Origin of the sequence: Pseudomonas sp. FP1762, from assembly GCF_030687105.1 — a bacterium.
Taxonomy (GTDB): domain Bacteria; phylum Pseudomonadota; class Gammaproteobacteria; order Pseudomonadales; family Pseudomonadaceae; genus Aquipseudomonas; species Aquipseudomonas siliginis.
On the sequence record NZ_CP117458.1, the window covers coordinates 3,490,065 to 3,515,702 of the forward strand.

Annotated in this window: 12 protein-coding genes; 6 read left to right on the top strand and 6 right to left on the bottom strand. The window is 60.0% G+C overall.

The window, feature by feature from the left end; all coding sequences use genetic code 11:
* Positions 1-3: 3 nt before the first annotated feature.
* Positions 4-11,466, bottom strand: a complete 11,463-nt coding sequence (locus PSH90_RS15445; protein WP_305380946.1) for a filamentous hemagglutinin N-terminal domain-containing protein — start codon at positions 11,464-11,466, stop codon at positions 4-6.
* Positions 11,467-11,490: 24 nt separating this feature from the next.
* Positions 11,491-13,197, bottom strand: a complete 1,707-nt coding sequence (locus tag PSH90_RS15450) for a ShlB/FhaC/HecB family hemolysin secretion/activation protein (protein ID WP_150635063.1) — start codon at positions 13,195-13,197, stop codon at positions 11,491-11,493.
* A gap of 223 nt (positions 13,198-13,420) precedes the next feature.
* On the opposite strand from PSH90_RS15450, the gene PSH90_RS15455 reads away from it, so the two are divergent.
* The gene (locus PSH90_RS15455; RefSeq protein ID WP_095180222.1) at positions 13,421-14,239 is read left to right on the top strand and encodes an alpha/beta fold hydrolase; all 819 of its coding nucleotides are present in this window, start codon (positions 13,421-13,423) and stop codon (positions 14,237-14,239) included.
* A gap of 115 nt (positions 14,240-14,354) precedes the next feature.
* On the top strand, positions 14,355-14,978 hold the full coding sequence (locus PSH90_RS15460; RefSeq protein ID WP_305380948.1) for a glutathione S-transferase family protein: 624 nt from the start codon (positions 14,355-14,357) through the stop codon (positions 14,976-14,978).
* A 12-nt stretch (positions 14,979-14,990) separates the two neighbouring features.
* On the opposite strand, the gene PSH90_RS15465 is transcribed toward PSH90_RS15460, so the two are convergent.
* The gene (locus PSH90_RS15465; protein WP_110645669.1) at positions 14,991-15,869 is read right to left on the bottom strand and encodes a LysR family transcriptional regulator; all 879 of its coding nucleotides are present in this window, start codon (positions 15,867-15,869) and stop codon (positions 14,991-14,993) included.
* A 104-nt stretch (positions 15,870-15,973) separates the two neighbouring features.
* Between PSH90_RS15465 and PSH90_RS15470 the strand changes: the two genes are divergently transcribed.
* Positions 15,974-17,365 (top strand): aldehyde dehydrogenase family protein, encoded by a 1,392-nt coding sequence (locus PSH90_RS15470; RefSeq protein WP_236168674.1) that lies wholly within the window; start codon positions 15,974-15,976, stop codon positions 17,363-17,365.
* Positions 17,366-17,617: 252 nt separating this feature from the next.
* Here PSH90_RS15470 and PSH90_RS15475 read toward each other — a convergent pair whose 3' ends face one another.
* Positions 17,618-18,787, bottom strand: coding sequence for a DUF1624 domain-containing protein (locus PSH90_RS15475; RefSeq protein WP_305380950.1), 1,170 nt, complete (start codon positions 18,785-18,787; stop codon positions 17,618-17,620).
* A gap of 182 nt (positions 18,788-18,969) precedes the next feature.
* On the opposite strand from PSH90_RS15475, the gene PSH90_RS15480 reads away from it, so the two are divergent.
* The gene (locus tag PSH90_RS15480; RefSeq protein WP_305380952.1) at positions 18,970-19,566 is read left to right on the top strand and encodes a paraquat-inducible protein A; all 597 of its coding nucleotides are present in this window, start codon (positions 18,970-18,972) and stop codon (positions 19,564-19,566) included.
* On the top strand, positions 19,563-20,249 hold the full coding sequence (locus PSH90_RS15485) for a paraquat-inducible protein A (RefSeq protein WP_305380954.1): 687 nt from the start codon (positions 19,563-19,565) through the stop codon (positions 20,247-20,249). Before PSH90_RS15480 ends, PSH90_RS15485 begins: the two co-directional genes overlap by 4 nt.
* Here the strand turns inward: PSH90_RS15485 and PSH90_RS15490 are convergent.
* The gene (locus tag PSH90_RS15490) at positions 20,182-23,208 is read right to left on the bottom strand and encodes an FAD-binding and (Fe-S)-binding domain-containing protein (protein ID WP_305380956.1); all 3,027 of its coding nucleotides are present in this window, start codon (positions 23,206-23,208) and stop codon (positions 20,182-20,184) included. The genes PSH90_RS15485 and PSH90_RS15490 overlap by 68 nt on opposite strands.
* A 157-nt stretch (positions 23,209-23,365) precedes the next feature.
* Between PSH90_RS15490 and PSH90_RS15495 the strand changes: the two genes are divergently transcribed.
* Positions 23,366-24,250 carry a LysR substrate-binding domain-containing protein gene (locus tag PSH90_RS15495; RefSeq protein WP_305380958.1) on the top strand — a complete coding sequence of 295 codons (885 nt, stop codon included), beginning with the start codon at positions 23,366-23,368 and terminating at the stop codon, positions 24,248-24,250.
* Positions 24,251-24,352: 102 nt separating this feature from the next.
* Here PSH90_RS15495 and PSH90_RS15500 read toward each other — a convergent pair whose 3' ends face one another.
* Complete coding sequence (locus PSH90_RS15500) at positions 24,353-25,627, bottom strand: glucarate dehydratase family protein (protein WP_252882195.1); 1,275 nt, start codon at positions 25,625-25,627, stop codon at positions 24,353-24,355.
* Positions 25,628-25,638: the final 11 nt, after the last annotated feature.

Here is a 25,638-nt window from a genome sequence, read left to right on the forward strand (position 1 = left end):
CCTTTACTTACAGATATCACGAACACAAATGATTACACCTTTATTCAGTGTCGTCATTTTCTTTTTGACTTCTTTACGAATCTCCGCCGATGTAGCTGGAACAATTTTTATCGGAACGCCTGCTGCCGAGGCCGCGAGAAGGCGGCGGTTATCAAGGCTGTAAATCAATCCGTCCTTCTCGAAAACCCTGATCGGGGGAATTTCGGACGGTGAAATTACTCCTTTTTTCAAAGCATCGATTGTCGAGTCCAACACCGTCCCATCGCGAAAGACCCCAGAGACGCTGTCCTGTGTAAAACGTATATCGTTGGGGTTGGCGTAACCTGTGAGTTTGTCTGGTAAGCCGGTAGGCATCGCCATACTCGTTTTGGGAACTCGACTGGCTGCGGCTTTGCCTGCTATGAATGTTGCCACTGTGCCGACGATTGCCTGGACCTTCGGATCCGAAACATCAAGTCCAAGTGACTGAACAAATGCTTCTGCCGAAGGTCTTGCTATCGCTGCCGTAGGTACTGCGACTGCATCGATGTTGAATTGGTGGAACGATCCAAATGCTTGCTTAAGCTCTGGAGGCAGATCGGTATCGTAGTCACCGCGCTGATAACCTAAAACAGTATTGTAAATATCCAGCGCTGCCTTTTGGCAACTTGCCGTATCAACAGCGCATACTTCCTTGAGAACTTTCTCATTGGCCAGATGCCTTTCGAAGTACTTAGACGCCACTCCCTCACAACTATTAGTGGACTTACATGATTGCAATTCTTCGGCCAACCGCTGCATATCGGCATGGTTCAAATAATTGTATTCAGTAGCATTCGAAGTAACATCAGAAGCAATAGAAGCGTCGCCACCGGTGATTGCGGCGGTCAACACACCGACTAATTGAGATGCCGCCAGAAGATCATTAACTCCTTTCAGATACTCCGGACTCGATGGATCTAAACCTTTTGGTAGAACTTTGTCAGCAAGAAAATCAACCAACGCCTCATTCGCACCCGCCGCTATTGCACCTGTACGGAAATCCCCGCCCATCGCCTCGGCCATCAAACCGCCCAATGCGGCATGCAAAGCCACCTTGGTAACTTTGCCGTTGTCGAATACCGTGATGTCACCAATCTTGTTGGCCGCGACCGCTCCACCAATTGCAATCGCAGAACCAAGTGCAGAGGACACGAGGTTGTCCTGCAGACTTCCACCCATGACGGCAGTTTTTGCCAAGGCGTCGAATGTGGCTTTCATCGCCACGCTTTGGACGCTGTCCAGGTCGAAATTCAGATCGGTCGGGTTGTAGCCAAATTTCGAAGCGATACCTGCAGTGATAGCGGCGAAAACGTAGCTCTTGAAGCTTTCTGAAGAGATCACGTCTTTGAAGGTGTCACCAAGATTGCCTTTGTTGTTGATTGCGCTGGTAGCTGCCTGGCCTACGGCCGCAGAAAATGCCGCCGTTGCGGCCGCGGACGCAGCGGCAGCAATGGTCGCCGCAGTTGAAGCGGAAGCACCCGCTGCCAATGCTGCGCCGGACGCCGCCTGGCCGGCGGTCGCACCGATAGTAGCGGCGGTGCCGGTACCCGCGGTCAACACTGAAACAATGATGACCACAGCCAGCATCGCAGCCGGCCCCATGCCCGAGTTGCTGTACTTGAACGACTCGTGGGTCTCTTTGACCATCCGCCAATCCACATCGCCTCGCTGCTCGGCATCTTTCAGCCAGGCCAGGCCCGGATCAGCCTTGACCATGGCGTCGATCGTTTGGCTGACGGATTTTTGATTGATGTCTCTAAGGTCGATGTTCAGCCCGTTGATGGCGCTGATTACAACATTGCCATTGGCCGTGAGTTCAGTCTGGCGCAATGTCTCGTCGGTGTTGCCGCGACCTTTGGAAGAGCTCCATACCGAACTTGAGCTGCTTTTTTCGTGGCTCTCCTGATGCAGATCCTTGACGCCTTCGAACGTCACAGAACCGCCACTGGTGATGGTCAGATCGTGGCCACTGTTGAGCTTGGCAGCCTGATAATGTTGATCGCCATTGCTGACCAGCACCATGTCACCGCCGGAGGTGATGACGCTGCCAATGTTGTTGACCTTGGTAACTTCATCACGCTTGGTTTTGCTGGAACCAAAGGAACCCTTTTTCTTTTTGTCGTACAGCGAGTAATCGCTGTCCTGAGCGGCAAGAATATCGAGGTTGTTGCCAGCGACCAGATAAGCCTCGTCACCCGCTGTGATCCGGCTCGAGACAACAGTCAGATCCTCGCCAGCACCAAGCGCTACGCTGCCGCCCGCTGTCACTCCCGACATGACCTGGCTGACATGGTCTTCCTGAACAGTGAGTTTTTTGCTCCTGGACAAGGAATGCTCTTCGTCCGCCGCAGAACTGATGATCAGGTTTTCCGTAGCGCTCATCGAGACATCGCGCGTTGCATCGATCTGGCTGGCGATGACCGCGATGTCGCGACCGGCCGCAGCGGTGAAATCGCGTCCAGCGCTAACGCTGGCACCTAACTGGGTCGTGTCGCTGCTGTTATGTTTGCGATCGTGGAAGACGCTGTTGTTGATCTGTGCGGAGGCGATATTGATATCCCGACCCGCGTCAAGGTCCATGTCTCGACCACTTTGCAGCACGCCACCAACGTTGTTGATATCGCGCGCAGACATGATGCTCAGATCATTGGTCGCCTCAATGCGCGCAGCGGTATCAGCGAAGTCATGATGCTCAGTGCCATACCGGGTGCTGTTGTCAAACGATGTGATTGTCCGCTCGTTGATGACATCCCCATTGAGCGTGTTCAGCGTCACGTCACGACCGCTGATGATTCCGCCGGACTTGTTGACAATGTCATTCGTTGCCAATAGATCCAGACGATTGCCCGCCTCGATCGAGCCGCTGTTGACCAGATCCTTGCCTGCGGTGGCCGACAGGTTATTGGTCGCCTTCAACGTACCAACGTTATCGAGATTCTCCCCAGCAATCAGCGTCACATCGTTACCGGCAATCAACGCCCCGGTCGGGCCGAGGCGGCCGTTGGCCTGGGCCAGATACACCACTGGCACTAGCACTTTCTCGCCATTCACTTCGTGCTCTTCAAGCCAGACGATGTCGTGGGTAAGCGCGGCGACTTGCTGTGACGTGAGGCCGACGCCAACGGACAGGTTGATCGCGTCCTTGCTGGCGATGGCGTTGTTCATCAGGTACTTGAACATGCCTTCGTTGGAGGTCTGGCCGTCGAGGAAAGCCTGGCCAGTGCGTGCGGTGACGGCTTGCTGGATCAGGCGTTGTTCGTAGAGGCCATCACCGAGGCGCTTGGCGCTTTGGTCTGGGTCGAAGCCGAGTTTTTCCAACAGGTAATCGGAGCTCATGAACGACTTGAGCTCGGTCAGCACCGGGTTGGTTTCGATCAGGTATTTGTGTGGATTGGACAGTGCCGTGGTGTCCGGCAGGCCGGTGACACGAGTGACCGGACGGGTGTCGATCGACTCCTTCATGTCGTTGCCGCGACTCGGCATGCCCGACCCGGCGCTGCCCTCGGGCAGCTTGACATCGACCGTACTGGCAACCGCCTGAACCATGTTTGGGGTGCGGTGGAAGGTATCAACGGCGCGCGTGCTGTCAGACACCGCTGCCGGGGCATCGATGAACAGGTTGCGCGGCCCGCCACTGGTCGCTGCGACCAGATGGTCCTGGGCATTTACCACAACATTACCGACCGTCCACGTTGGTGCTGGCCCGGTATTGCTGGCTGCGGTACTGCTGGAGCCCTGCCCGCTCAGGCGGAACAGACCGTTCTCACCCATCGGCAGGGAAAAGCCTGGCAGGCTCAGCGGATTGACTTGCTGTTGCGCGACGTCTGGAGGCAGTTGGCTGTTGATGCGGATGATGACCGTGCTGCTACCGCCAACATGAGTGTCGGCAACCCTATTGGTGCCACCGGTAGAACCGTAATCGTGATGGATTACGCTGTTTTCCAGCTCTTGGGACGCAGTAATCGAAACGTTTCCACCCGCTTGGATGACAGCATTTCGACCAGTGTTGGTGCTGACAGCTCCGGTGCTGTCAACCGCGAATTCAGTGACTTTATCCGGCGTGCGTTTTGTCAACTCACTCGGCAGTGCGAGCAGATTATCAGGGTCATATTGAGAATGAACTGTTTTTTCAAAGCCATAAGGCAGCCCGGACAGACCAGCGCCGTATTTGCGCTGACTAACGTCTTCGCCAGTTACGGTGTCATAGAGTCCGACCCACTCAAACGTCATGCCAAGTTCACCGCCTTGGGAGTATTCGAGTGATTCCACCGTGGCCTTGCGAATTTCGTTTCCCGGTTCGACGTAATAAACATTGGGAAAGTCCGGGTTGTTTCGCTGGTTGTAGGGCATCACAACGCGGGAGAAAAACCGATCGGTCCCACCATCGGTCAAATCAAACGAGTAGTACCGAGTGACTTCGATTGTGCCTGTCTTAGCACCAATGTTTTTCAAGCTGTCGGCGTTGATATTGATGTTGCCGGCTGCTGCGACAGTGCTTTTGCTGTTGAGAAAGGTGCCACCTTGGAAAATGAAATCTTTTCCGACGTTGAGTACGGCAGACGGAGTGGTATCTGTGTCAGTGCTTCGATAAGTCTCACGCGCCGCCATGCGTATGCTGTAGTTATCCCCGACGCAGTCGCCACAGCTACCGGCGATAAAACCCGATATGAGCTTACGGTCTCCCGACATCACCGGCCCTTCCGTACGGTTCTCAAACACATCCGCATTCATCGTGAACCCGCGCCCGCTCTCCATCGAACCGGAGATGTTGGATATCCCCGCCGCCCGAACCGCGCCGCCATAGCCGCCCATCACCACATCGCCCAAGCCGTAGAAATCACCGTGCTGGTTGGTCAACGTAGCGACGCCAAGCGTCATGTTGTTGCCACTGAAAATCAGCCCGCGATCATTGAGCAGCGAAGGCGTGTTGATGATGAGGTTCTGTGCCGCACCGAGGGTGCCGTAGTTGGCAACACCGCCCGCATTGATGGTCAGGTCTTCGCTGGAGGTCATGCGTCCGGCATTGGTGAGCTGTCCGCCGATATTGACGATCGACGTTGCGCCCACCGCAAAGCTGCCGCCCGCCGCGACGTTCATCTGCGCGGCGGAGACGTAAGCGCCGCGCTGACTGGTCAAGCGGCCAGTGCCGGAATAGGTCCCGCCGATTTGCAGATCGAGGATGCCGTCACTGGCGATCAAACCATCATTGGTCCAGTTACCGCCACGGATCTGCAGCGAGTCCGACGCAAGCAGTTTGCCGCTCGCGGTCTGGCTGAACTGCCCGACATTAACGTTCAGGCGACCGGCCTGAATGACGTTGGAGTTACTCCAGCTGTCAGCGTTGAGTTCCAGCAGTCCGCCGGTGACGACACTGCCGCCAGCGCCGATGACATTGGCGGTGGAGATATCAAATTTGCCGCGCCCGACGTGGTTGAGTTGCCCGCCGCCGTTGAGGAAGCTGCCGACAGCCAGGGTCATGTCAACGTTGGCCGTTTCCAGTACGCCGTTGCGGTTGTCGAGCAGGCCGCCGATCTGGAACAGGGTCTTGCCGGTGTTGCCCAGCGAACGCAGACGACCGTTCTGATTGTCGACGCTGGCCGCTTTTACGCTCAGTTGGGTTTCGCTTTCAATGACGCCCGCGCCGTTGCGCAACGCGCCGGTCAGGCCGAAATCAATGCGGTTGGCCGCGATCTGGCCGCTGGCGTTTTCCAGATTCGAGCCGGTGACGCCGAGCAATCCTTTCGCATACAGCACGCCACTGCTGTTATCCAGCGCGGTGGTGGTAATGCTGGTGTCGCCCGACTGCGCGGAAATGCGCCCGCCGTTGTTGTTCAGGCCAGCCAGTGCGGTCAGCGTCAGGCCCTGCGCCTGGATGATGCCGCCCTGACGATTGTTGTTCAGGTCAAAACCGTTGCGCAGCACGCCGACGGTGCGTGCTTCCAGTGCACCTTTGATGCTGGAAAGAATGCCGCCACGGTTGTCGATGTTGGCAGCTTTGACAAAGACCTTGCCGTTTTGCGCGATGACCTTGCCGCTCTGGTTGTCGAAGTCAGCGCCGACGTCCAGGCTCAATGCGCCTTCGCTCTGGATCGAGCCTTTGCCGTTGCCCAGGCTGGCGGCGCTCAGTTCTACGCCAGCGTTCTGGCTGTAGATCAGACCGTCAGCGCTGTTATTGACGGCGCCCGTTGCGATGATCTGCAACTGATCGTTGGCCGCGACCGTACCCTTGTTGCTGTTGTTCAGCGAACCGCTACGCACCTCGAGGGTTTTCTGGCTGGCGATCTGGCCGTTCTGGTTGCGCAGGTCGGTGACGCCCTTGAGCAACATCGCGCCGCTGCTCGCCAGCTTGCCGGCGTTGTTGTTCAGCTCACCGCTCAGGCCGAGAGTGATTGCGTCGTTGCTGGCGATCTGTCCGCCACTGTTGTCCAGACGCGAGGCGGTTGCGGTGAAAGCCTGTTTGGCATTGACTGAGCCGCCGGCATTGGTGAACGCCGTGCTCACGACATCCAGTGCCGCGCCGCTGAAGATCAGCCCCTGATTGTTGTTCAGCGCACCGCCCAGTGTCAGGGTCTGCCCTGCGCCACTGCTGAGATTGCCCTTGTTGCTGTTGTCGAGACTGCCCGCTTTGACGCTCAGGGCTCCCTGAGCAACCAGCGCACCGCTGTTACTGTTGAGCAGCGCGTCCTTGAGGTCGACCGAGACGTCAGCGAACTTGCTGGAGAGCGTGCCGCTGTTGCGGTTGTCGAGGCTGTCGGCGTTGACGGTGAGTCCCTGCCAGCCGGAGATCAGACCTTTCTGGTTGATCAGTGCGGTGCCACTCAACAGCAGTTTTTCGCCGCTGATGATCTTGCCGGAAGTGTTGTTGAGCGCTTGGGCAATGAGGTCGAAACCGAGGTTGCTGGAGATCTCGCCGCTCTGGTTATTCACGTCACGCAGGCGTTTGAGCGTCAGTGGCCCTTGGGCAGTGAGCAAGCCGCGCTGGTTGTCGAGATCGCCATTGGCAAGGTCGAGGGTCACGGCTTTGTCGCCCAGCAGGCGTCCGCCGTTCTGGGTCAGGGACGTCAGTTTCAAGTCCATGTCACCGCTGGCAGAAACCTCCCCGTCTTCGCTGGAGTCCAGCCCGGTGGCGATCAGGGTCAGGTTGCCCTGGCTGTTGATCAAACCACTGTCGCGGTTGTTCAACCCGGCACTGCTGATCTCGAGCGACTGCGCCGCGCTGATCAAGCCTTTGCCGTCGTTACGCAGCAACCCATCCACAGTGAGGTCGAGGTCGCCCCGGCTGACCAGATTGCCGCCGCTGTTGTTCAGGCTTGCCGCGTGCGCGTCGATGGCGGCGGCGCCGATCATGCCTTTGACGTTGTCCAGTGCCGCCGCGATGCGCAGGGTCAGGCCCTGATTGCTCAAGAGCTTGCCGTCGCTGTTGTCCAGGCTTTGCGCAGTCAGGGTAAACGCCTCTGCGCTGGAAATCGTGCCGCCCTGGTTGTTGACGCCCTTGAGCTGCTTGAGCAGCAGCGCGCCCGGGGCGTTGATCAAACCACCGATGTTGTTCAACTGACCGTGGTTCAAATCCAGGCTCAGTTGCGTGTTGCTGAACAGCTTGCCGCCTTGCTGATCGAGGCCGCTGACCGAAGCCGTCAGTGCGCTTTGGCTACCAATACTGCCGTCGCCGCCATTGGTGACCTGACCCGCCGTGAGATTCAGGGTGTCGGCACTGCTCAGTCGACCGTTACTGTTATCGAAGGCGCCGGTGGTTACGGTGACCGCGCCTTTACCGCTGAGCGTGCCCTTTTGACGGTTATCGAGGCTGGCACCAGTCAGCAGCAGCGTGCCATCGGTGACGATCTGGCCAGCCTGGTTATCGATGCTGCCGTCGCTGTCCAGCTTCAGATCCGCCGCGCTGGACAGGCTACCGCCAACGTTGGTCAATTTCGCGGTGTCGACCGTCAGAGTGCCTTCGCTGCTGACCTTGCCCGAGCTGTTGTCAACGGCGCCGGTGAGGTTGAGCGACATGCCTTGGTGGCTGAGCAATTCGCCGCCGTCGTTGTCCAGCGAGCCCCCCTGCAGGGTGAACCGGGCGCCCGCATTGACCAGCCCTTTGCTGCGGTTGAGCACTTCGTCGACAGTCAGGGTCAGGCCTTGGCCGGTGAAGATCTTGCCGCCGTCGCTGTTGTCGAGTTTTTTGCCAGTGACCAGCAAATCACCGTTGCTGCTGATTTCGCCGCCACGGTTGTCCAGGTCAGCGACGGTCAGGGTCATGTCCTTGCTCGAGCCGAGCAACCCGTTCTGCTGATTATCGAGTTGATCGGCCTGCAGTTTGAGCACGCCGGTGGCGATCAACTGCCCCTTCTGATTGTTGACGGTTTTTGCCTGCACGCCGGCATCGGCCTTGCCGGCGATGTTGCCTTCACGGTTGACCAGCTCATCAGCGTTGACGGTCAGTTGGCCGTCAGCGATGACCGTACCGAGCTGGTTATCCAGGGTCTTGTCGACAGTCAGCAACAACTCGCCGCGACTGCTGATCAGGCCTTCATGGTTGTCGAGGCTGGCGCTGTGGCTGTCCATCAAGGCGCCGGAGATCACGCCTTTGAGGTTGTTCAATGCCGCAGCGATGCGCAACGTCAGGCCCTGCTGGCTGAGCAGTTTGCCGTTGCTGTTGTCCAGCTCACGCGCGGCGAATGTGAAAGCCTGCTGGCTGGAAATTTCCCCGCCCTGGTTGTTCACACCATTGAGGTTTTTGAGCAACAGCGTGCCGGGTGCATTGATCAAACCGCTCTGGTTGTTCAACTGGCCGTGGTTCAGATCAAGCGTCAGGTCGGTCTTGCTGAACAGTTCACCGCCCTGCTGATCGAGCCCGCTGAGCGAAACATCCAGCGCCTGCTGACTGGCGATGCGGCCAGCAGCGTTATTGACTTGGCCGGCCTTGAGCGTCAGTGCCGCACCGCTGGTGAGTTTGCCGCCATCGTTGTTATTGAAAACGCCGGTCTCGAACCGGCTACTGCCTTGGGCGTAAATCACACCTTTGCGACTGTTATCCAGACTGCCGCTGTTGACGGTCAGCGCGCGGTCGGTATTGATCGAACCGGCCTGATTGAGCAGCGCGCCAGTGCTGGTCAGCTTCAGATCGCCGCCACTGCCGAGACTGCCGTTGCTGTTGTCGATGCGTGCGGCATTGATGGCCAGCGTGCCGCCGCTGTTGATCACGCCAAGAGAATTGCTCAGCGCATCATCGAGGGTAATCACCAGACCGTTGAGGCTGTCGAGCGTGCCCCCGCCGTTGTCGAGCGTGTTGCCAGTGACCGTCGCCGCGCCTTTGGTCGCGGCGATCAAACCTTTGCTCTGGTTGATGAGTTTGCCGACGCTCAATCCGAGATCGCTGCCGGAAAGAATCTTGCCGTTGCTGTTGTCCAGACGCAGTCCTTTGACGTTCATCAACAGGCTGCTGGAGATTTCGCCGCTGCGATTGTCGACGTCATCCACCGATAGGGTCAGTGCTTGGGTGGTGCCGACCAGTCCGCCGTTACGGTTATCGAGGGACTTGCCGCTCAGGCTCAGATTGCCTTGCGCGACCAGTTCGCCGCCCTGTTGCTGCAGCAGGCCGATGGTTGCCAGCAAGTCGCTTTGGCTGGCAATGCGCCCGGCAGCGTTTTGAATCTCTGCGGCGGTAAGGTTGACCGCGCCGGCTGCGCTGAGCAGACCACCGCTGTTGTCCAGACGAGTGCCCACATAGGTCAGGCCTTGTTTGCCGCTGATCACACCCTTTTCGCGGTTATCCAGTTGTGCGACGTTAAGGTTCAGTTGCTGGTCAGCCTGGATCACACCGCCCCTGTTATCGACCACATCACCGCGCAGGGCCAGCGTGTTTTTACCGATTACTTTGCCGTCGCTGTTGAGCAGCGTGCCGGCCTGCAGATCAAGGGCGCCTTTGGCCGAGATGTCACCTTTGTTGCGGTTGTCGAGGGTGCCACTGATGCGCGCCGTCAGGCTGCCATCGCTGACCACCGCACCGGCCTCGCGGTTATCCAGACTCGCGGCTTTGAGATTGACCAAACGCCCCGAACCAAGAACCCCATCACGGTTGTCCAGCGCCCCGCTCAGGTCGATGTTCAGGCCCAGATCACCGAGCATCTGCCCGCTACGGTTGTTGAGCATGCCGCCGCTGATGTTGATGTTTTGCGCGCTGAGCGTGCCGCTTTGATTGTTCAGGATCTGCGTTGCGTTGACCCTCAGGTTGCGGCTGGCGGTGAGGTCTTTGCCGCTGTTGTTGATGGCCTGTGCGCTCAGGCTCAGATCACCGCTGTTGTTACGGCTGCCGTCTGCGTTGACGCCAGCTTCAATGGCGCCGGCGTTGGTCAGTTGCCCACCGGCGCTGAGCATCACGCTGTCGCGGGCGGCCAAGGTCTGGCGGTTGGTCAGGTTGCCTTGGGTCTGTACGTTGAGCGATGTGCCGGCGTAAATCGGAGCTTGCGCGTCGAGGCTGGCAGCTTTGACGTTGACCGCGCCGGTGGCCGAAGTGTCGACCAGGCTCAATTGACCATTGGCATCCAGCTGAATATCACCGCCGCTGGCGATCAGTTTGCCGTCGAGTTTCACCCCGACGCCGGCCTCGGTGCCGACCAGTTTGATCGCCCCGGCGTACATGCCGCCGAGTGCCGAGGAGTCGATGGCCAGTTGCGGTTTGGCGCTGCCGTCGTCGGCGCGGGCCGTGGCGTTGAGGCTGTCGGCGTTAACGTCGTTGCGACCGGCGACGATGGTCAGGTTCTGTGCCTGAATCTGCGCATTGATTTTCGCGCTGCGGGTGATGATTTCGAAGCGGTCGATATTGGTTGCGTTGATGCCCGCGCCTTCGATAGCCACGCTGCCTTGATCGACCTGAAAGCGATCCAGCCGACCGTTTTCCAGCACTGGTTTACCGGTAGTCAGCGTCACCCGAGGTGCGTTGATAAAACCGCAGCCATTGCAGGTGATGCCGTAGGGGTTGGCGACGATGACCCGCGCCGACTGCCCGGCTACTTCGGTGTAACCGCGCAACTGACTCGGGTTGCCGCTGATGACTTCGTTGAGAATCGCCTGCGCCGAACCGCTGTTTTTCAGGTTCGGGTTGCCGATGACGTGGCCGCCCAGTTGCGTGTTCGATGTTTGCGCTGCGCCGTTGTTGAGGATGACGCCCTGTGCGCCGACGTTGTAATCGTGGAATTGGTTATGCGACAGGCCACTGGCGTTGGGCGTGGCGATGTTGACGATCGGCACGCCGTTGCCGGCACGGTCGAGCGTGGTATTCGGGTTGGCCACGACGATGCCATCGGCCTGTGCCCACAGCGGCTGCCAGAGCATGACGTTGGCCAGCAGGAACGCCAGTCCGCGTTTGGGCATGCCGAGAAACAACTCACGGTTTTTCACGACCGCACTCGGCTGATCTGCGAGGAAGGCAAACTGGCGAACGTCCATGTCAATGACCCCGATTACTAGCGTTTAGATGAAAAAGTCCAGGCGGAAATAGATCGGCGCTTCACGCTCAGTCAGCGCGTCGGGTCGTTCCAGGGAATGCGCGAAAGTCACGCTGGCGGCCACATGCTGACCACGTGCGAACAGCTCCAGCGAGTTGCTCGACATGCGTCCGTGCTGATCGCCGTTGTAGCGATCGCCGCGAATTACGCCTTGGTCGTAACCGAGGCTGGTGCCGTACTCGGCGAACACCGGTTGCAGCCATTCGGCAGTCACCGGGCGGCTCCAGCGCAGGTCGTTGCGCCAGTAACCACCGCTGTCGCCAGACAGCGATTGATCCTTGTAGCCACGGATCGACGCCGAGCCGCCGAGGCTGGTGCGTTGTGGGCTGAACAGCACATCTTCGCTGCGCTGGCCGGTCATCAGGCTGCTGAAGCTGAAGGATTCACCGAGCAATTTGAACGGCTGCAAATAGCTCAGGGTTGCGGTGTATTTGCGATAGCGTGCGTCCGGTTCGCCGGGGCCGGGATCGTGACTGCCCTGCGCATCGAAAGCGCCGATGCCCTCCTGCATGCCAGCGTCGAAGTTGACGAACGCGCTGCCGACACGACGGCCGTGGTTGAAGCCGAATTGGGCTTCGCTGATGCGATTGCTGCTCAGTTTGAGTTTGCTGTCTTCGATGAAGTTGTTGCTGCGCAGGTACGAAAGTCCCGCGCTGAGGGAGGTCTTGCTGACCGCGTCGCGATGGATCACGCGTTCGGCGCGCAACTGATGGTTTTCGCTGTCGCCGGTCTGCTTGAAGTTGTAGCCGTTGGCGGCAATCTGCGAGCGGTACTCGCTCTGGCTGTAGGTGTAACTGAACGTCCACCAGCCCCACGGCAGACTGTAATTGAGCATGGCGTTGTTGGAGGTGTGCTGGTGATCGGTCATCGCATCGTGACCGCCGCGCAGGCTCAGCTGGTCGGCCAGACCCAGCGGGCTGTCCCAGTCGAACGACGTGCCCCACTGCTGCTCGCCGGTGCTGCGCTGGCCATCGTTGCTGCGCGACAGGCCGGCGCGCCATGGCTTCTGCGGCGTGTTGGTCACGCGCACCTCGCTGCCGCCGACATTCTGCCCCGGCGCCAGCTCCATTTTGGCCTGGTTGGACGGCAGGCGATTGAGCTGGTCGACCATCTGCTCGATCTTGCGCAGGTTGACCAGTTCACCGCTTTTGCCGGGAAAGGCCATGGCCAGTTCGCGATCCGAGAGCCGGCTGTTTTCTGCGCCTTTCATGCCTTCGAGTTTGCCTTCGACCACGAGCACTTTCAGGTGCCCGGCGGACAGATCCTGTTGCGGCAGATAAGCGCGGCTGGTGACCAGACCTTTGTCGATGTAGTGATCGGTGATGACTTTGAGCAGCTCGTTGAGCTGCGGCACGCCGAGGCATTCGCCGATATAAGGCTTGAGCAGCCGCGCCTTGTCGCGCTCCGAGAGGCTGTCGGCGCCCTTGAGCTCGATGTCCTTGATGGTGAAGCAGCGCGTATCGGCGGGTGCTGTCGGTTGCGCCGGTTTGGCGTCTTTGCCGGGCAGATCCTTGAGTTCTTCGAGGCGCCGCTGCTGCTCTTCGAGCAAACGGTTCTGACGTTCGCGGATCAGGTCGGTTTCACCAGGAGTGGGCGCGGCCCAGGCAGATTCAAGCGGAGAAAGGCAGAGCAGCGCCAGGCACAACCGCGCCGTGAAGGCGGGTGAAAACATGTTCGATCCCTCGACATAAAAAGTGACATCAAAATAGTGGCGCGATATTAGAGGGCCATCATTTTGACGTCAAACTTAAGTTTGTTCCGCTCATCGGGATTTGCCGCGCTTTCATACGGGTGAAACCAGCACCTGCGTACAAGTGGCGGGCGCGTTTTGCGCGGATAGTGGCCGTTGCCCATTCGGCATCTATTCTTGCCACACACGATCACAAGGAGTTTGCATGAGCACCTTCAAAACCCAAGACGGCACCGAGATCTATTACAAGGACTGGGGCAGCGGCAAGCCCGTGCTGTTCAGCCACGGCTGGCCGCTGGATGCCGACATGTGGGAATACCAGATGGAGTACCTGAGCAGTCGCGGCTACCGCACCATCGCCTTCGACCGCCGTGGTTTCGGTCGCTCGGAGCAGCCGTGGACCGGCTACGACTACGACACTTTCGCCGATGACATCGCCGGTTTGATCAACCATCTGGACTTGCGCGACGTAACTCTGGTCGGCTTCTCCATGGGTGGCGGCGACGTCAGCCGCTACATCGCCCGCCACGGCAGCGAGCGTGTTGCCGGCCTGGTATTGCTCGGCGCGGTCACGCCGCTGTTCGGCAAGAAAGCCGACTTCGCCGACGGCGTCGACAAATCGGTGTTCGACGGCATCAAGGCCGGCCTGCTGAAGGATCGTGCGCAATTCATCGCTGATTTCAACGCGCCGTTCTACGGCACCAATCAGGGCCAGAAAGTCTCTGACGGCGTGCTCACGCAAACCCTGAACATCGCGCTGATGGCCTCGCTCAAGGGCACCGTCGATTGCGTGACCGCGTTCTCGGAAACCGACTTCCGCCCGGACATGGCCAAGATCGACGTGCCGACCCTTGTGATCCATGGTGACGGCGACCAGATCGTGCCGTTCGAAACCACCGGCAAGCAGGCCGCTGCGCAAATCAAAGGCGCTGAGTTGAAGGTTTACGCCGGCGCGCCGCACGGGTTCGCCGTAACCCATGCGCAGGCGTTGAATGAGGATCTGCTGGCGTTCCTCAACCGGTAATCCCGCCCGGCAAAAGCCGTAGTCAGATGCTGATGAACCAAGGCCCGCGCAATGCGGGCCTTGTGTTTTGCGCTATGGTATTTTTCTGCGTCCACTACCCGGAGAAGGAAATCCCATGCTGCGACTACTCGGCAAAGCCTCATCGATCAACGTGCGCAAAGTGCTGTGGACCTGTGCCGAACTGGACATCCCGTTCGAGCGCGAAGACTGGGGTTCGGGTTTCAAGTCGCCAAACACGCCGGAGTTTCTCGCGCTGAATCCCTGCGCCATGGTGCCGGTGATCCAGGACGGCGATTTCACCTTGTGGGAATCAAACACGATCATTCGTTATCTGGCGACGCGTTACGGCGGCGCGCATTTGTATCCCGCTGAGCCTGTTGCCCGGGCGCGGGTCGATCAGTGGACCGACTGGCAGGCCTCGGAGCTGAATCGCTCGTGGTCGTATCCGCTGATGGCGCTGGTGCGCAAGTCGCCGGACTATCAGGATCGCAATGCCCTGGCCGCCGGCTGCCGGGACTGGACGCGCAACATGCAAATCCTCGATCGCCAACTGGAGAAGACTGGCGCTTACGTCAGTGGCGAGCAGTTTTCCCTGGCGGACATTCCGATCGGGCTGTCAGTGAATCGCTGGTTCGAAACGCCGCTCGATCACGGGAATCTGGCTGCGGTGCGCGCCTATTACGATCGCCTGAATCAGCGCGACGGTTATCGTTTGTACGGGCGCAACGGCACGCCATAAAGACACGCTCGATCAGGCTTGCTCACGCACCACGCCACGCTCTTCAAGCAAGCGCACGAACATGCTCAGACTGCGCGACACGGTGCCCCGTCGCCACACCAGCCAGGTGGTCAGATAGCGGAAGTCCGCCGTCAGCGGCCAGACGCTGACCGTCGCGCTGCCGGGCATGCTCTGCAGCATTTTGCGCGGCATCAGCGCCAGGCCGGCACCGGCGCTGACGCAGGCGAGCATGCCGTGGTAGGACTCCATTTCGAAGATCTTGCCGGGTACGGCAGCGTCAGTGCTGAACCATTTTTCGAAATGATGCCGGTAGGAACAGTTGGAGCGGAAGGCGTAGATATTCTCGCCGTTAACGTCCGCCGCACGTTCGACCGGTGAATGATTGAGCGGCGCGATGACGACCATTTCCTCCTCGAACGCCGGCACCCCTTCCAGGGCCGGATGCAGCACCGGGCCGTCGACAAATGCGGCAGCCAGACGCCCGGACAGCACGCCGTCGATCATCGTCCCCGATGGCCCGGTGGACAGGTCAAGGTCGACCTTCGGGTGCTGCTGGTTGTACGCCGCCAACAGTTCGGGAATACGTACCGCTGCGGTACTTTCCAGCGAGCCCAACGGGAACGCGCCCTGGGGTTCCTCCCCCGCGACCGTAGCGCGGGCTTCCTGCACCAGATCGAGAATACGCCGCGTGTATTCGAGAAAACTCCACCCGGCTGGCGACAGGCGTAGACGGCTTTTCTCGCGGATAAACAGATCAACGCCGAGGTCCTGCTCCAGCTGTTTGATCCGCGTGGTCAGGTTCGACGGCACGCGATGAATCTGCGTGGCGGCGGCGCTGATGCTGCCGTGCTCGGCCACGGCTTTGAAGATTTCCAGTTGCACCAGATCCACAGTCATTCTCCGATCGTGAAAGAAACGATCTCTATTATTCAGTTTCCAGAAAACTAACGCCACCCTACTCTAGGCCCATCCGACGAACCTACAGGACAACGTCAATGAGCCAGATTTCCAGCCAGACCCACGCCATCTCGATCAACCCCGCCACCGGCGAGCAGATCGGGCAATACGCGTTCGAATCCGCCGCTGCCCTTGATGCGGCACTGACTCGCGCTGCCTTCGCTTTTGGCAAGTGGAAGCGCAAGCCGCTGCAGGATCGTTCGCGCCTTTTGACCGCCCTCGCCGGCGCGCTGCGTGAAACCTCAGAAGCGATGGCAACCATGATCACCCAGGAAATGGGCAAGCCGATCGCCCAGGCCCGTGGCGAAATCGAGAAATGCGCCAAGCTCTGCGAGTGGTACGCGGAACACGGCCCGGCCATGCTCGACGCTGAGGCGACCCAGGTTGAAGGCGGCAAAGCGCGTATCGAGTATCGTCCGCTGGGGCCGATTCTGGCGGTGATGCCGTGGAATTTCCCGATCTGGCAAGTGCTGCGCGGCGCGGTGCCGACGTTGATCGCTGGCAACACTTACGTGCTCAAGCATGCGCCGAACGTGATGGGCAGCGCTTACCTGCTGCGCGATGCGTTCGTCCGCGCCGGTTTCCCCGAGGGCGTGTTTGAAGTGATCAACGTCACCCCGGAAGGCGTTTCCAGCGCCATTGCCGATTCGCGCATCGCCGCCGTGACCCTGACTGGCAGCGTCCGCGCCGGCATGGCCATCGGTGCTCAGGCCGGTGCGGCATTGAAGAAATGCGTGCTGGAACTCGGCGGCTCCGATCCGTTCATCGTGCTCAACGATGCTGATCTGGATGAGGCGGTGCACGCGGCGGTGGTCGGTCGTTATCAGAACTCCGGCCAGGTTTGCGCGGCTGCCAAACGTCTGATCATCGAGGAAGGTGTTGTCGAAGAGTTCACCCGCAAGTTCGTTGAAGCGACACGCCAGTTGAAGGTGGGCGATCCGCTGAATGCGGACACCTATATCGGGCCGATGGCGCGCTTCGATCTGCGTGATGAACTGGATCAGCAAGTGCGTGACACGTTGGAGGAAGGCGCGAAGCTGCTGCTCGGCGGCAGAAAAGCCGAGGGCGCCGGCAACTTCTACGAACCGACCGTACTAGCCGATGTGACCGACCGCATGACTTCGTTCAAGCAAGAGCTGTTTGGCCCGGTCGCTTCGATCATCACCGCCCGCGATTGCGCACACGCCGTGGCCTTGGCCAACGACAGCGATTTCGGCCTGACCGCGACTATCTACACCGCGAACGTGGCGCTGGCTGAGCAACTGACCAGTGAACTGGAAACCGGCGGCGTGTTCATCAACGGCTACTCCGCCAGCGATCCGCGTGTGACCTTCGGCGGCGTGAAAAAAAGCGGCTTCGGTCGTGAGCTGTCGCACTTTGGCGTACGGGAATTCTGCAACGCGCAGACCGTGTGGCTGGATCGTAAATAAGCCGGATGCTGTAAAACCTGTGGGAGCGAGCCTGCTCGCGAAAGCGGTGCATCAAGCGATGAAGATGCCGAATCCACCGGCGCCATCGCTGGCAAGCCAGCTCCCACAAATACTGCGGTGGAAACTGATACAGCAAACCCCATAGAACCCTGTGGGAGCTGGCTTGCCAGCGATGGCGGTGCATCAGCCAGCATTTATACCGGCTGATTCACCGCTTTCGTGAGCAAGCTCACTCCCACACGTCCACGCAATTTACAGATATTTCAACCAGCTGATGTCCCGCCGCCGCGCTTTCAATACAGAGAACCAGCGCACTGCCGGGAACAGCACCACGGCAAGAATCACTGCCGCCAGCCACACCGCCGTCACCGTCGAAAAGCCGAAATAGCTGCCCTGATTCAGGCCGAACAGCGCCACGCCGATCAGGTACAACACCTTCAACACATACAAGTGCAGCAGATAGAAAAACATCGGTGCCGAGCCGAACACCGTCAGCCAGCCAATCCAGCGGCGACTCTGCACGCGCTCAAAGGCGAGCAACAGCAACAGCCCCACGCTCACAGTCAGCGCGATGAACAGCAGCGACGGCGGATATTTGGTGATATTGAAAAAGCTCATCTGCGTCTGCACCAGCGAATCGTTGATCGCCCACGGTTTTTCGCCGTAGCCGTTAATCAAGCGCAGCACCATAAATCCCAGCAATCCAGCGACCCCGGCAATCAGCAAACGACGCTGACGCACCGCCGCGTCCATGCCCCGAGCAAACCACGGCCCCAGCGCATAGCCCAGGCCGATTACACCAATCCACGGCAGCAGCGGGTACGAGGTGCGCAGGCGCAGGGTGTCGCTGATCTCGATCCAGCCTCGATCATGCAGAATCGCCCAAGGCGCATGCAGCGCCGACTCGACCGGGAAATGCAGCGTATCAAGCAAGTTGTGCCCGGCGATGATCGCCAGGCTCAGCGTCAGCAGCAGCGCACGTGGCAACCAGACCAGCAGCGCCAGCGCGATCATGCTCAGGCCGATCGCCCAGATCACTTGCAGGTAGATCACGCTGGGCGGCAACTGGAAGGTCCAGGCGAAGTTGACCAAGGTGAATTCCAGCGCTACCAGGAACAATCCGCGCTTGAACAGAAACGCGCTGACATCGGCTTTGCCGGCGTATTTTTCGCCGTAGAGCCATGCCGACAAACCGGTCAGCAAGACGAACACTGGCGCACACAGATGCGCCAGCGTGCGGCTGAAAAACAGCGCCGGCTCGGTGCTGGCGATGTCCATCGGATCGGAGACCTGGCGGTGCAGCAGGAAGGTTTCGCGCACGTGATCGAGCAGCATGAACAGGATCACCAGGCCTCTGAGCGCATCAATGGACAGCAGCCGGCCAGTCGTCAATGGGGCAGAACGGGGAAGCACAGGGGTCATGGATCTTTCGCAATCGAGAGGAATAACACCGGACGGCCGCAACGCCGCCCGCAAATTAGCGTTACCTTATAACATCAAAAAAGCAAAACCCAAACAAGTCAGGATCAAGGTTGCCCATCGGCCCCGGCCTTCTATAGTGAACAGGTCTGCCCTGCCGTCGCGGCCCTCCTCGAGCGTTGTCCATGGTCAACACCGAACACCTGATCATTTGCGAGCACTGTGATTGTGTGTACGAGAAAGTCGTGCTCGCCCAACACCAGAAAACCCTGTGCGTGCGCTGCGGTGGCGTGCTGCAGCGCTTCAACGGCCTGACCATCGAGCAGCGTCTGGCGCTGACGTTCACGGCGGCGATGCTGTGGCTGTTCGCCAATTTCTACCCGGTGATGAGCATCAGCCTCAAAGGCATGAAAAACAGCGCAACCCTTTGGGATTCGGTGCTTGCTCTGAGTCAGGGGCCGATTACGTTCATTGCAATGGTCACGGCGATTGCGATCATCATCGCCCCGGCATTTCAGTTGGTGTTGCTGGTCTGGGTGTTGAGTTTTGCCCTCGGCCTGCGTCGGGCACCGGGATTCAACCTGTGCATGCGCTGGCTGGAAACCCTGCGCCCGTGGAGCATGCTCGAAGTGTGTCTGCTGGGGGCGATGGTCGCGGTGTTCAAACTCGCCGGACTGCTCGATGTACTGCCCGGGATCGGCCTGTTCGCCCTGGCGGTGCTGAGCCTGATGATGATCCGCATTGCCGGCCGGGACATTCGCGAACTGTGGGACATTTTATGAAGCGTCCACCGACCGCCAGCGAACTCAACCTGTGCCTGTGCCACAGCTGTGGCCTGGCCTGTGACATGACCGACGAGCCACACCAGTGCCCGCGCTGTGATGCGCCGTTGCACCGGCGCAAGACCAATTCGCTGGCGCGCACTTGGGCGTACATGCTCGCCGCGCTGGCGTTTTATGTTCCCGCCAATCTGCTGCCGGTGATGAATACGGTGATGCTTGGCAACGGTGCCGACAGCACGATCATGAGCGGCGTGCTGGAGTTCTGGGAAGCCGGGGCGTGGGATATTGCGCTGATCATTTTCATCGCCAGCATCGCGGTGCCGGGGGTCAAATTCGTCGCCCTGACCTTGCTGCTCGTCACCGTGCAGCGCAACAGCGACTGGGCGCGCAAGGAGCGTTCCAAGCTGTATCGCTTCGTCGAGCTGATCGGTTACTGGTCGATGCTCGATGTGCTGGTGGTCGCGCTGGTCGCAGCGCTGGTGAAATTCCAGGCGCTGGGCGATATCGAGCCACGACCGGGCATCCTGTTCTTCGGCCTGGTCGTGGTCTTCACCATGCTCGCGGCGATGAGTTTCGACCCGCGCCTGATTTGGGACAAGGACACCAGCGACACGGTCAGCGACGCAGCGTCTGGAGCAGCACCTGCAACGGATGGCGCAGCGCCTGATCCGACTGGCGCTTGACCTGGCTGCGGCAGGAATAGCCGGTCGCCAACGCCTCGCCCTGCTCCGCCGAAGCCTGCACCTGACGCGCCCACGATTGCTCATAAATGACTGCCGAGGTCTGGCGATTACGTGCTTCGTGGCCGTAAGTACCGGACATGCCGCAGCAACCGATGGCTTGTGTGGCCAGCTTCAGTCCGGCACGTTCGAAGACCTGTTCCCACTGGCGGGTCGCGGCCGGCGCGTTGGTTTTCTCCGTGCAATGGGCGAGCAGACGGAACGCTTTCGGCTGAGCATCAGGCGTCCGTTCTGGCATGACCTTGAGCAACCATTCCTGCACCAGCGCCACTTCAGGACATTCATTCAGGCCCGGTACTTTCAGGTATTCCTGGCGATAGACCAGAGTCATCGCCGGATCCAGCCCCAGCAAAAGCACCCCGGTCTGCGCCAGCGCCTGCAACTGCTCAGCATTACGCAAAGCCGCGCGATTGAACGCCGAGAGAAAGCCCTGCACATGCAGCGGTTTGCCATTGGCGCTGAACGGCGCCAGATACACCTGATAACCCAACCGCGAAATCAGCTCGACCAGATCAGCCAGCAGCGGCGCTTCGAAGTAGCGGGTGAAGGCGTCCTGCACGATAACCACGCTGCGTTCGCGTTGCTCTGGGGTCAGCGCCGACAGCGTTGCAACCGTTGCTGGCTGCACCTGCCAACGGCGCATCGCTGCGTGGAAATCGAAACGGCTGAGCAACGGCACATCGACCATGCCACCGATCCGCGCCAGTGCGCCACGCACCCAGCCGGCGCCCATCACACCGTTGTACAGCGCCGGAATCCGCGCCATATAGGGAATGGTGTATTCCAGCGAGGCAATCAGATAGTCCCGTGCCGGCCGCAGATAACGGCTGTGGTACAGCTCAAGAAAGCGCGAGCGGAATTCCGGCACGTTGACCTTGACCGGGCACTGCCCCGCGCAGGATTTACAGGCCAGACAACCGGCCATGGCGTCATACACTTCATGGGAGAAGTCCGCCGACGGATCGCGGCTGTTGCGCCAGCGCTGCCACAGCGTGGGGAAAAACGCCGGTTTGCGGATCGCATCCGAAAGCACGTCGACGCCCGCCTCGCCCTGCAACCGCAGCCATTCGCGAATCAGCGAAGCGCGGCCCTTGGGCGACTGCGCGCGTTCGCGGGTGGCTTTCCACGACGGGCACATGGCGTCATCAGGATCGAAGTTGTAGCAGGCGCCGTTGCCATTGCAGTGCATGGCCGCGCCGTAGCTTTGCCAGACTTTCTCGTCAATCTGCCGATCCAGCTCGCCGCGCAGAGTCACTTCGTCGATCTTCAGCAGTGCCGATCCGCTGTTGGCCGGCGTGGCGATTTTGCCCGGATTGAACTGGTTGAACGGGTCGAACGCGGCTTTCAAGGCTTGCAGTGCCGGGTACAACTCGCCGAAGAATGCCGGCGCGTACTCCGAACGCAGGCCCTTTCCATGCTCGCCCCAGAGCAGGCCGCCGTAGCGCTGGGTCAACGCGGCGACGCCATCGGACACCGGGCGTACCAGCGCCGCTTGCTGCGGGTCTTTCATGTCGAGAATCGGCCGCACGTGCAGTACGCCGGCGTCGACATGGCCGAACATACCGTACTGCAAACCGTGGCTGTCGAGCAGCTCGCGCAGCTCGGCGATGTATTCGGCCAAATGCTGCGGCGGCACTGCGGTGTCTTCAACGAACGGCTGCGGGCGGGCTTCGCCGGCGACGTTGCCGAGCAGGCCCACCGCCCGTTTGCGCATGCCGTAAACCTTGTTCACCGCTGCCTGACCGACCGCCAGCGTATGCCCGAGGCGCTCCACCGTGCGGTCGCTTTGCAGATGTTCGAGGAACGCTTCGACGCGGCGCTGCAAGTCTTGCGGGTCGTCACCACAGAACTCGACCAGATTGATGCCCAGAGTCGGTCGCTCAGGGTTTTCGGGAAAATATTCGGCAACGCCGTGCCAGACGATGTCCTGCATCGCCAGCAGCAAGACCTTGGAATCGACGGTTTCAATCGACAACGGCTTGAGCGCCATCAACGCCCGCGCATCGCGCAGGGCATCCATGAACCCGGCGTAGCGGATATTCACCAGCATCGTGTGCTTGGGAATCGGCAGCACGTTGAGCCGCGCTTCGACGACGAAGCCCAGCGAGCCCTCCGCGCCACACAGCACGCTGTTGAGGTTGAAGCGCTGGTCGGCCTCACGCAGGTGCGCCAGGTCATAACCGGTCAAGCAGCGGTTGAGATCCGGAAAGCGTGCCTTGATCAGCTCGCCCTGTTCATCAATGATCTGCCGCGCACAACGATAGACTTCGCCGACCCGATCGTCGCGGGCGCACTGCGTTTCAAGCTCGTCCTCCGTCAGCGGCAAACCGTGCAAACGCTCGCCGCCGCGCAGGATCATCTCCAGTTCCAGCACATGGTCGCGGGTTTTGCCGTAGGTGCAACTGCCCTGGCCACTGGCGTCGGTGTTGATCATGCCGCCGACCGTGGCGCGGTTCGAGGTCGACAGTTCCGGGGCGAAGAACAGCCCGGCGGATTTCAACGCGGCGTTGAGCTGATCCTTGACCACCCCGGCCTGCACCCGCACCCAGCGCTGTTCAACGTTGATTTCCAGAATGCGATTCATGTGCCGCGACAGGTCGACGACGATACCGTCCGTCAGCGATTGACCGTTGGTGCCGGTGCCACCGCCACGCGGGGTGATCACCACTTTCTCGTACGCCGGTTGGCCAATCAGCCGCGCCACCCGCGCCACATCGTCCGCATCCAGCGGAAACACCGCCGCTTGCGGCAGGCGTTGATAGATCGAGTTGTCGGTCGCGAGTACCACGCGGCTGGCGTAATCAGCGCTGATTTCACCGCGAAAGCCGCTGTCTTTCAGGGCCGAGAGGAATTGTTGGTAATCGCCGGTCAAGGCTTTGGCGGGCGACAGCTGGGCAATCATCGGTCAGGTCATCTCGGTCAAATCGGGCTGTGTGGCGGTGAACAGTTGTGCGCAAGGAATGATTGCGTCAGGCTCCGCCATCTGATTGCGCCCATGTTCATTGCTGGCCAGCCATGGAACAAGCGTAATTTCGACCCGCTATCGATGAGTTTTACGAATGAATCCGCGTACCCTCACGCCGTCCATGTCGCTGCTGCTGGCTTTCGAGGCCGCCGCTCGTCACGAGAGCTACACCCGCGCCGCCCATGAACTGTCACTGACGCAGAGCGCGGTCAGCCGTCAGGTACAGATTCTCGAGAAGATGCTCGGCATGCGCTTGTTCAGCCGCGAAGGCCGGCAGGTGGTGCTGACCGATGTCGGTCGCATGTATCAGCGCGAACTCAGCGAAGCCCTCGGGCAGATTCGCAGCGCAACCTTGCAGGCAATGGCGTTTGGTTCGGGCATCCACAGCCTGCGCCTGGCGACGCTGCCGACCTTCGGCTCGAAATGGCTGCTTCCACGGCTTAAGGATTTCTACACGGCGCACCCGGGCATGACCGTGCACCTGCACTCGCGGATCGAAACCATCGACTTCGACACCAGCGAAATCGACGCCGCCATCTGCGTCGGCGGCGGAGAATGGCCAGGCCTGACCGCCCTGCCCCTGCACACCGAGGAGCTGGTGGCCATTGCCAGCGCGCAGTTGTCGGCAGCTGAACGCGATGAAGCTGAGCAGCACATTGCCGGGCAGTTATTGCTCAACGTCAGCAGCAATGCCCAGGCGTGGGCGGAATGGTTCAGCCATCACCAACTTGCGCATCGCAGCATGCGGATCGGACCGAGCTTTGAAATGACCTCGCACTTGATCCAGGCGGTACGCGCCAATATCGGTGTTGGCCTGGTGCCGCGAATTCTGGTCGAAGACGAATTGCTCAAGGGCGAATTGCTGCAACTGGGCGAGCCGATTACCAGCCGACGCAGCTATTACCTGGTGTATCCGCCGCGTAATGAGAATTTGCCTTCGTTGAAGGCGTTCAGGGATTGGCTGATTGATACCCTCTGAAGGATCGAGTCGCGGCCATTCGCGAGCAGGCTCGCTCCCACAGGGAAACGTATGTCAAGTGTGGGAGCGAGCCTGCTCGCGAAGAAGCCAGTCGCAACGAACTTAAAACCTCGGCTTGACCGCCCGCCAATCCGCCTTGTACCGCTGCATCTGCCGCACATCATCGCGCTGGCGAATCCCGCACGTCAGGTACTGGTCATGCAGCTTGGCCAGTTGCTCATGGTCCAGTTCCAGCCCCAACCCCGGCGCACGGCTGATCTTCACACAGCCATCGACAATCGGCAGCTTGCCGCCCTTGATCACTTCCTCGTCCGGCTCCTGCCACGGGTAATGGGTGTCGCAGGCGTAATCCAGATTCGGCACCGCCGCCGCGACGTGCGCCATGGCCATCAGGCTGATGCCCAGGTGCGAGTTGGAATGCATCGACACGCCAAGGCCGAACACGTCGCACATTTTTGCCAGCGTCTGCGTATCCCGCAGGCCACCCCAGTAATGGTGGTCGGCGAGGACGATTTGCACGCTGTTCTGCGCAACGCTGCGGCGGAACTCGTCGAAATCGGTGACGACCATATTGGTCGCCAAGGGCAGACCGGTGCGCTTGTGCAGTTCGGCCATGCCATCAAGGCCCGGGGTCGGGTCTTCGTAATACTGCAGATCATCGCCGAGCAGTTCGGCCATGCGAATCGCCGTCTCCAGCGACCAGTTGCCGTTCGGATCGATGCGCAGCGGGAATCCCGGAAAGGCTTTCTTCAGTGCCTTGATGCAAGCCACTTCATGCTCCGGCGGCAAGGTGCCGGCCTTGAGCTTGATGCTCTTGAATCCGTACGCTTCGATCATCCGCGCTGCCTGCGCGACGATCTGTTGCTCGCTCAGCGCTTCGCCCCAGTTATCTGGCTTGTAGGGGGAGTCGATGTGTTCGGCGTATTTGAAAAACAGGTAGGCGCTGAACGGCACTTCATCGCGGATCGCGCCGCCGAGCAGGTCCACCAGCGGCACGTTCAGGTAGTGCGCCTGCAAATCGAGAAACGCTACTTCGAATGCCGAGTAGGCATTGCTCACCGCTTTGCTGGCATGGGAACCGGGGGCCAGTTCGGCACCAGCGACGCTGACGGGTTTATTCGCCGCCACGGTGGCCTGCACGATCGCGCGCAATTGATTGAGGTTGAACGGATCGAGGCCGATCAACTGGCTCTGCAATTGTTGCTGGATCGCCAGCGCCGGAGCATCCCCGTAGCTTTCGCCGAGGCCGATGTAGCCGTTGTCACTTTCAATCTCGATGATCGAACGCAGAGCAAAGGGTTCGTGGATGCCGCTGGCGTTGAGCAGTGGCGGATCGCGAAAGGCAATCGGGGTGACGCTGACACGGGTGATTTTCAAGATAACGCTCC

Coding starts and splice junctions, on each gene's coding strand:
- PSH90_RS15460 (WP_305380948.1), top strand. CDS start 14,355: ATGCTGCGACTACTCGGCAAAGCCTCATCGATCAACGTGCGCAAAGTG.
- PSH90_RS15490 (WP_305380956.1), bottom strand. CDS start 23,208: ATGATTGCCCAGCTGTCGCCCGCCAAAGCCTTGACCGGCGATTACCAA.
- PSH90_RS15450 (WP_150635063.1), bottom strand. CDS start 13,197: ATGTTTTCACCCGCCTTCACGGCGCGGTTGTGCCTGGCGCTGCTCTGC.
- PSH90_RS15485 (WP_305380954.1), top strand. CDS start 19,563: ATGAAGCGTCCACCGACCGCCAGCGAACTCAACCTGTGCCTGTGCCAC.
- PSH90_RS15470 (WP_236168674.1), top strand. CDS start 15,974: ATGAGCCAGATTTCCAGCCAGACCCACGCCATCTCGATCAACCCCGCC.
- PSH90_RS15480 (WP_305380952.1), top strand. CDS start 18,970: ATGGTCAACACCGAACACCTGATCATTTGCGAGCACTGTGATTGTGTG.
- PSH90_RS15495 (WP_305380958.1), top strand. CDS start 23,366: ATGAATCCGCGTACCCTCACGCCGTCCATGTCGCTGCTGCTGGCTTTC.
- PSH90_RS15445 (WP_305380946.1), bottom strand. CDS start 11,466: ATGGACGTTCGCCAGTTTGCCTTCCTCGCAGATCAGCCGAGTGCGGTC.
- PSH90_RS15455 (WP_095180222.1), top strand. CDS start 13,421: ATGAGCACCTTCAAAACCCAAGACGGCACCGAGATCTATTACAAGGAC.
- PSH90_RS15475 (WP_305380950.1), bottom strand. CDS start 18,787: ATGACCCCTGTGCTTCCCCGTTCTGCCCCATTGACGACTGGCCGGCTG.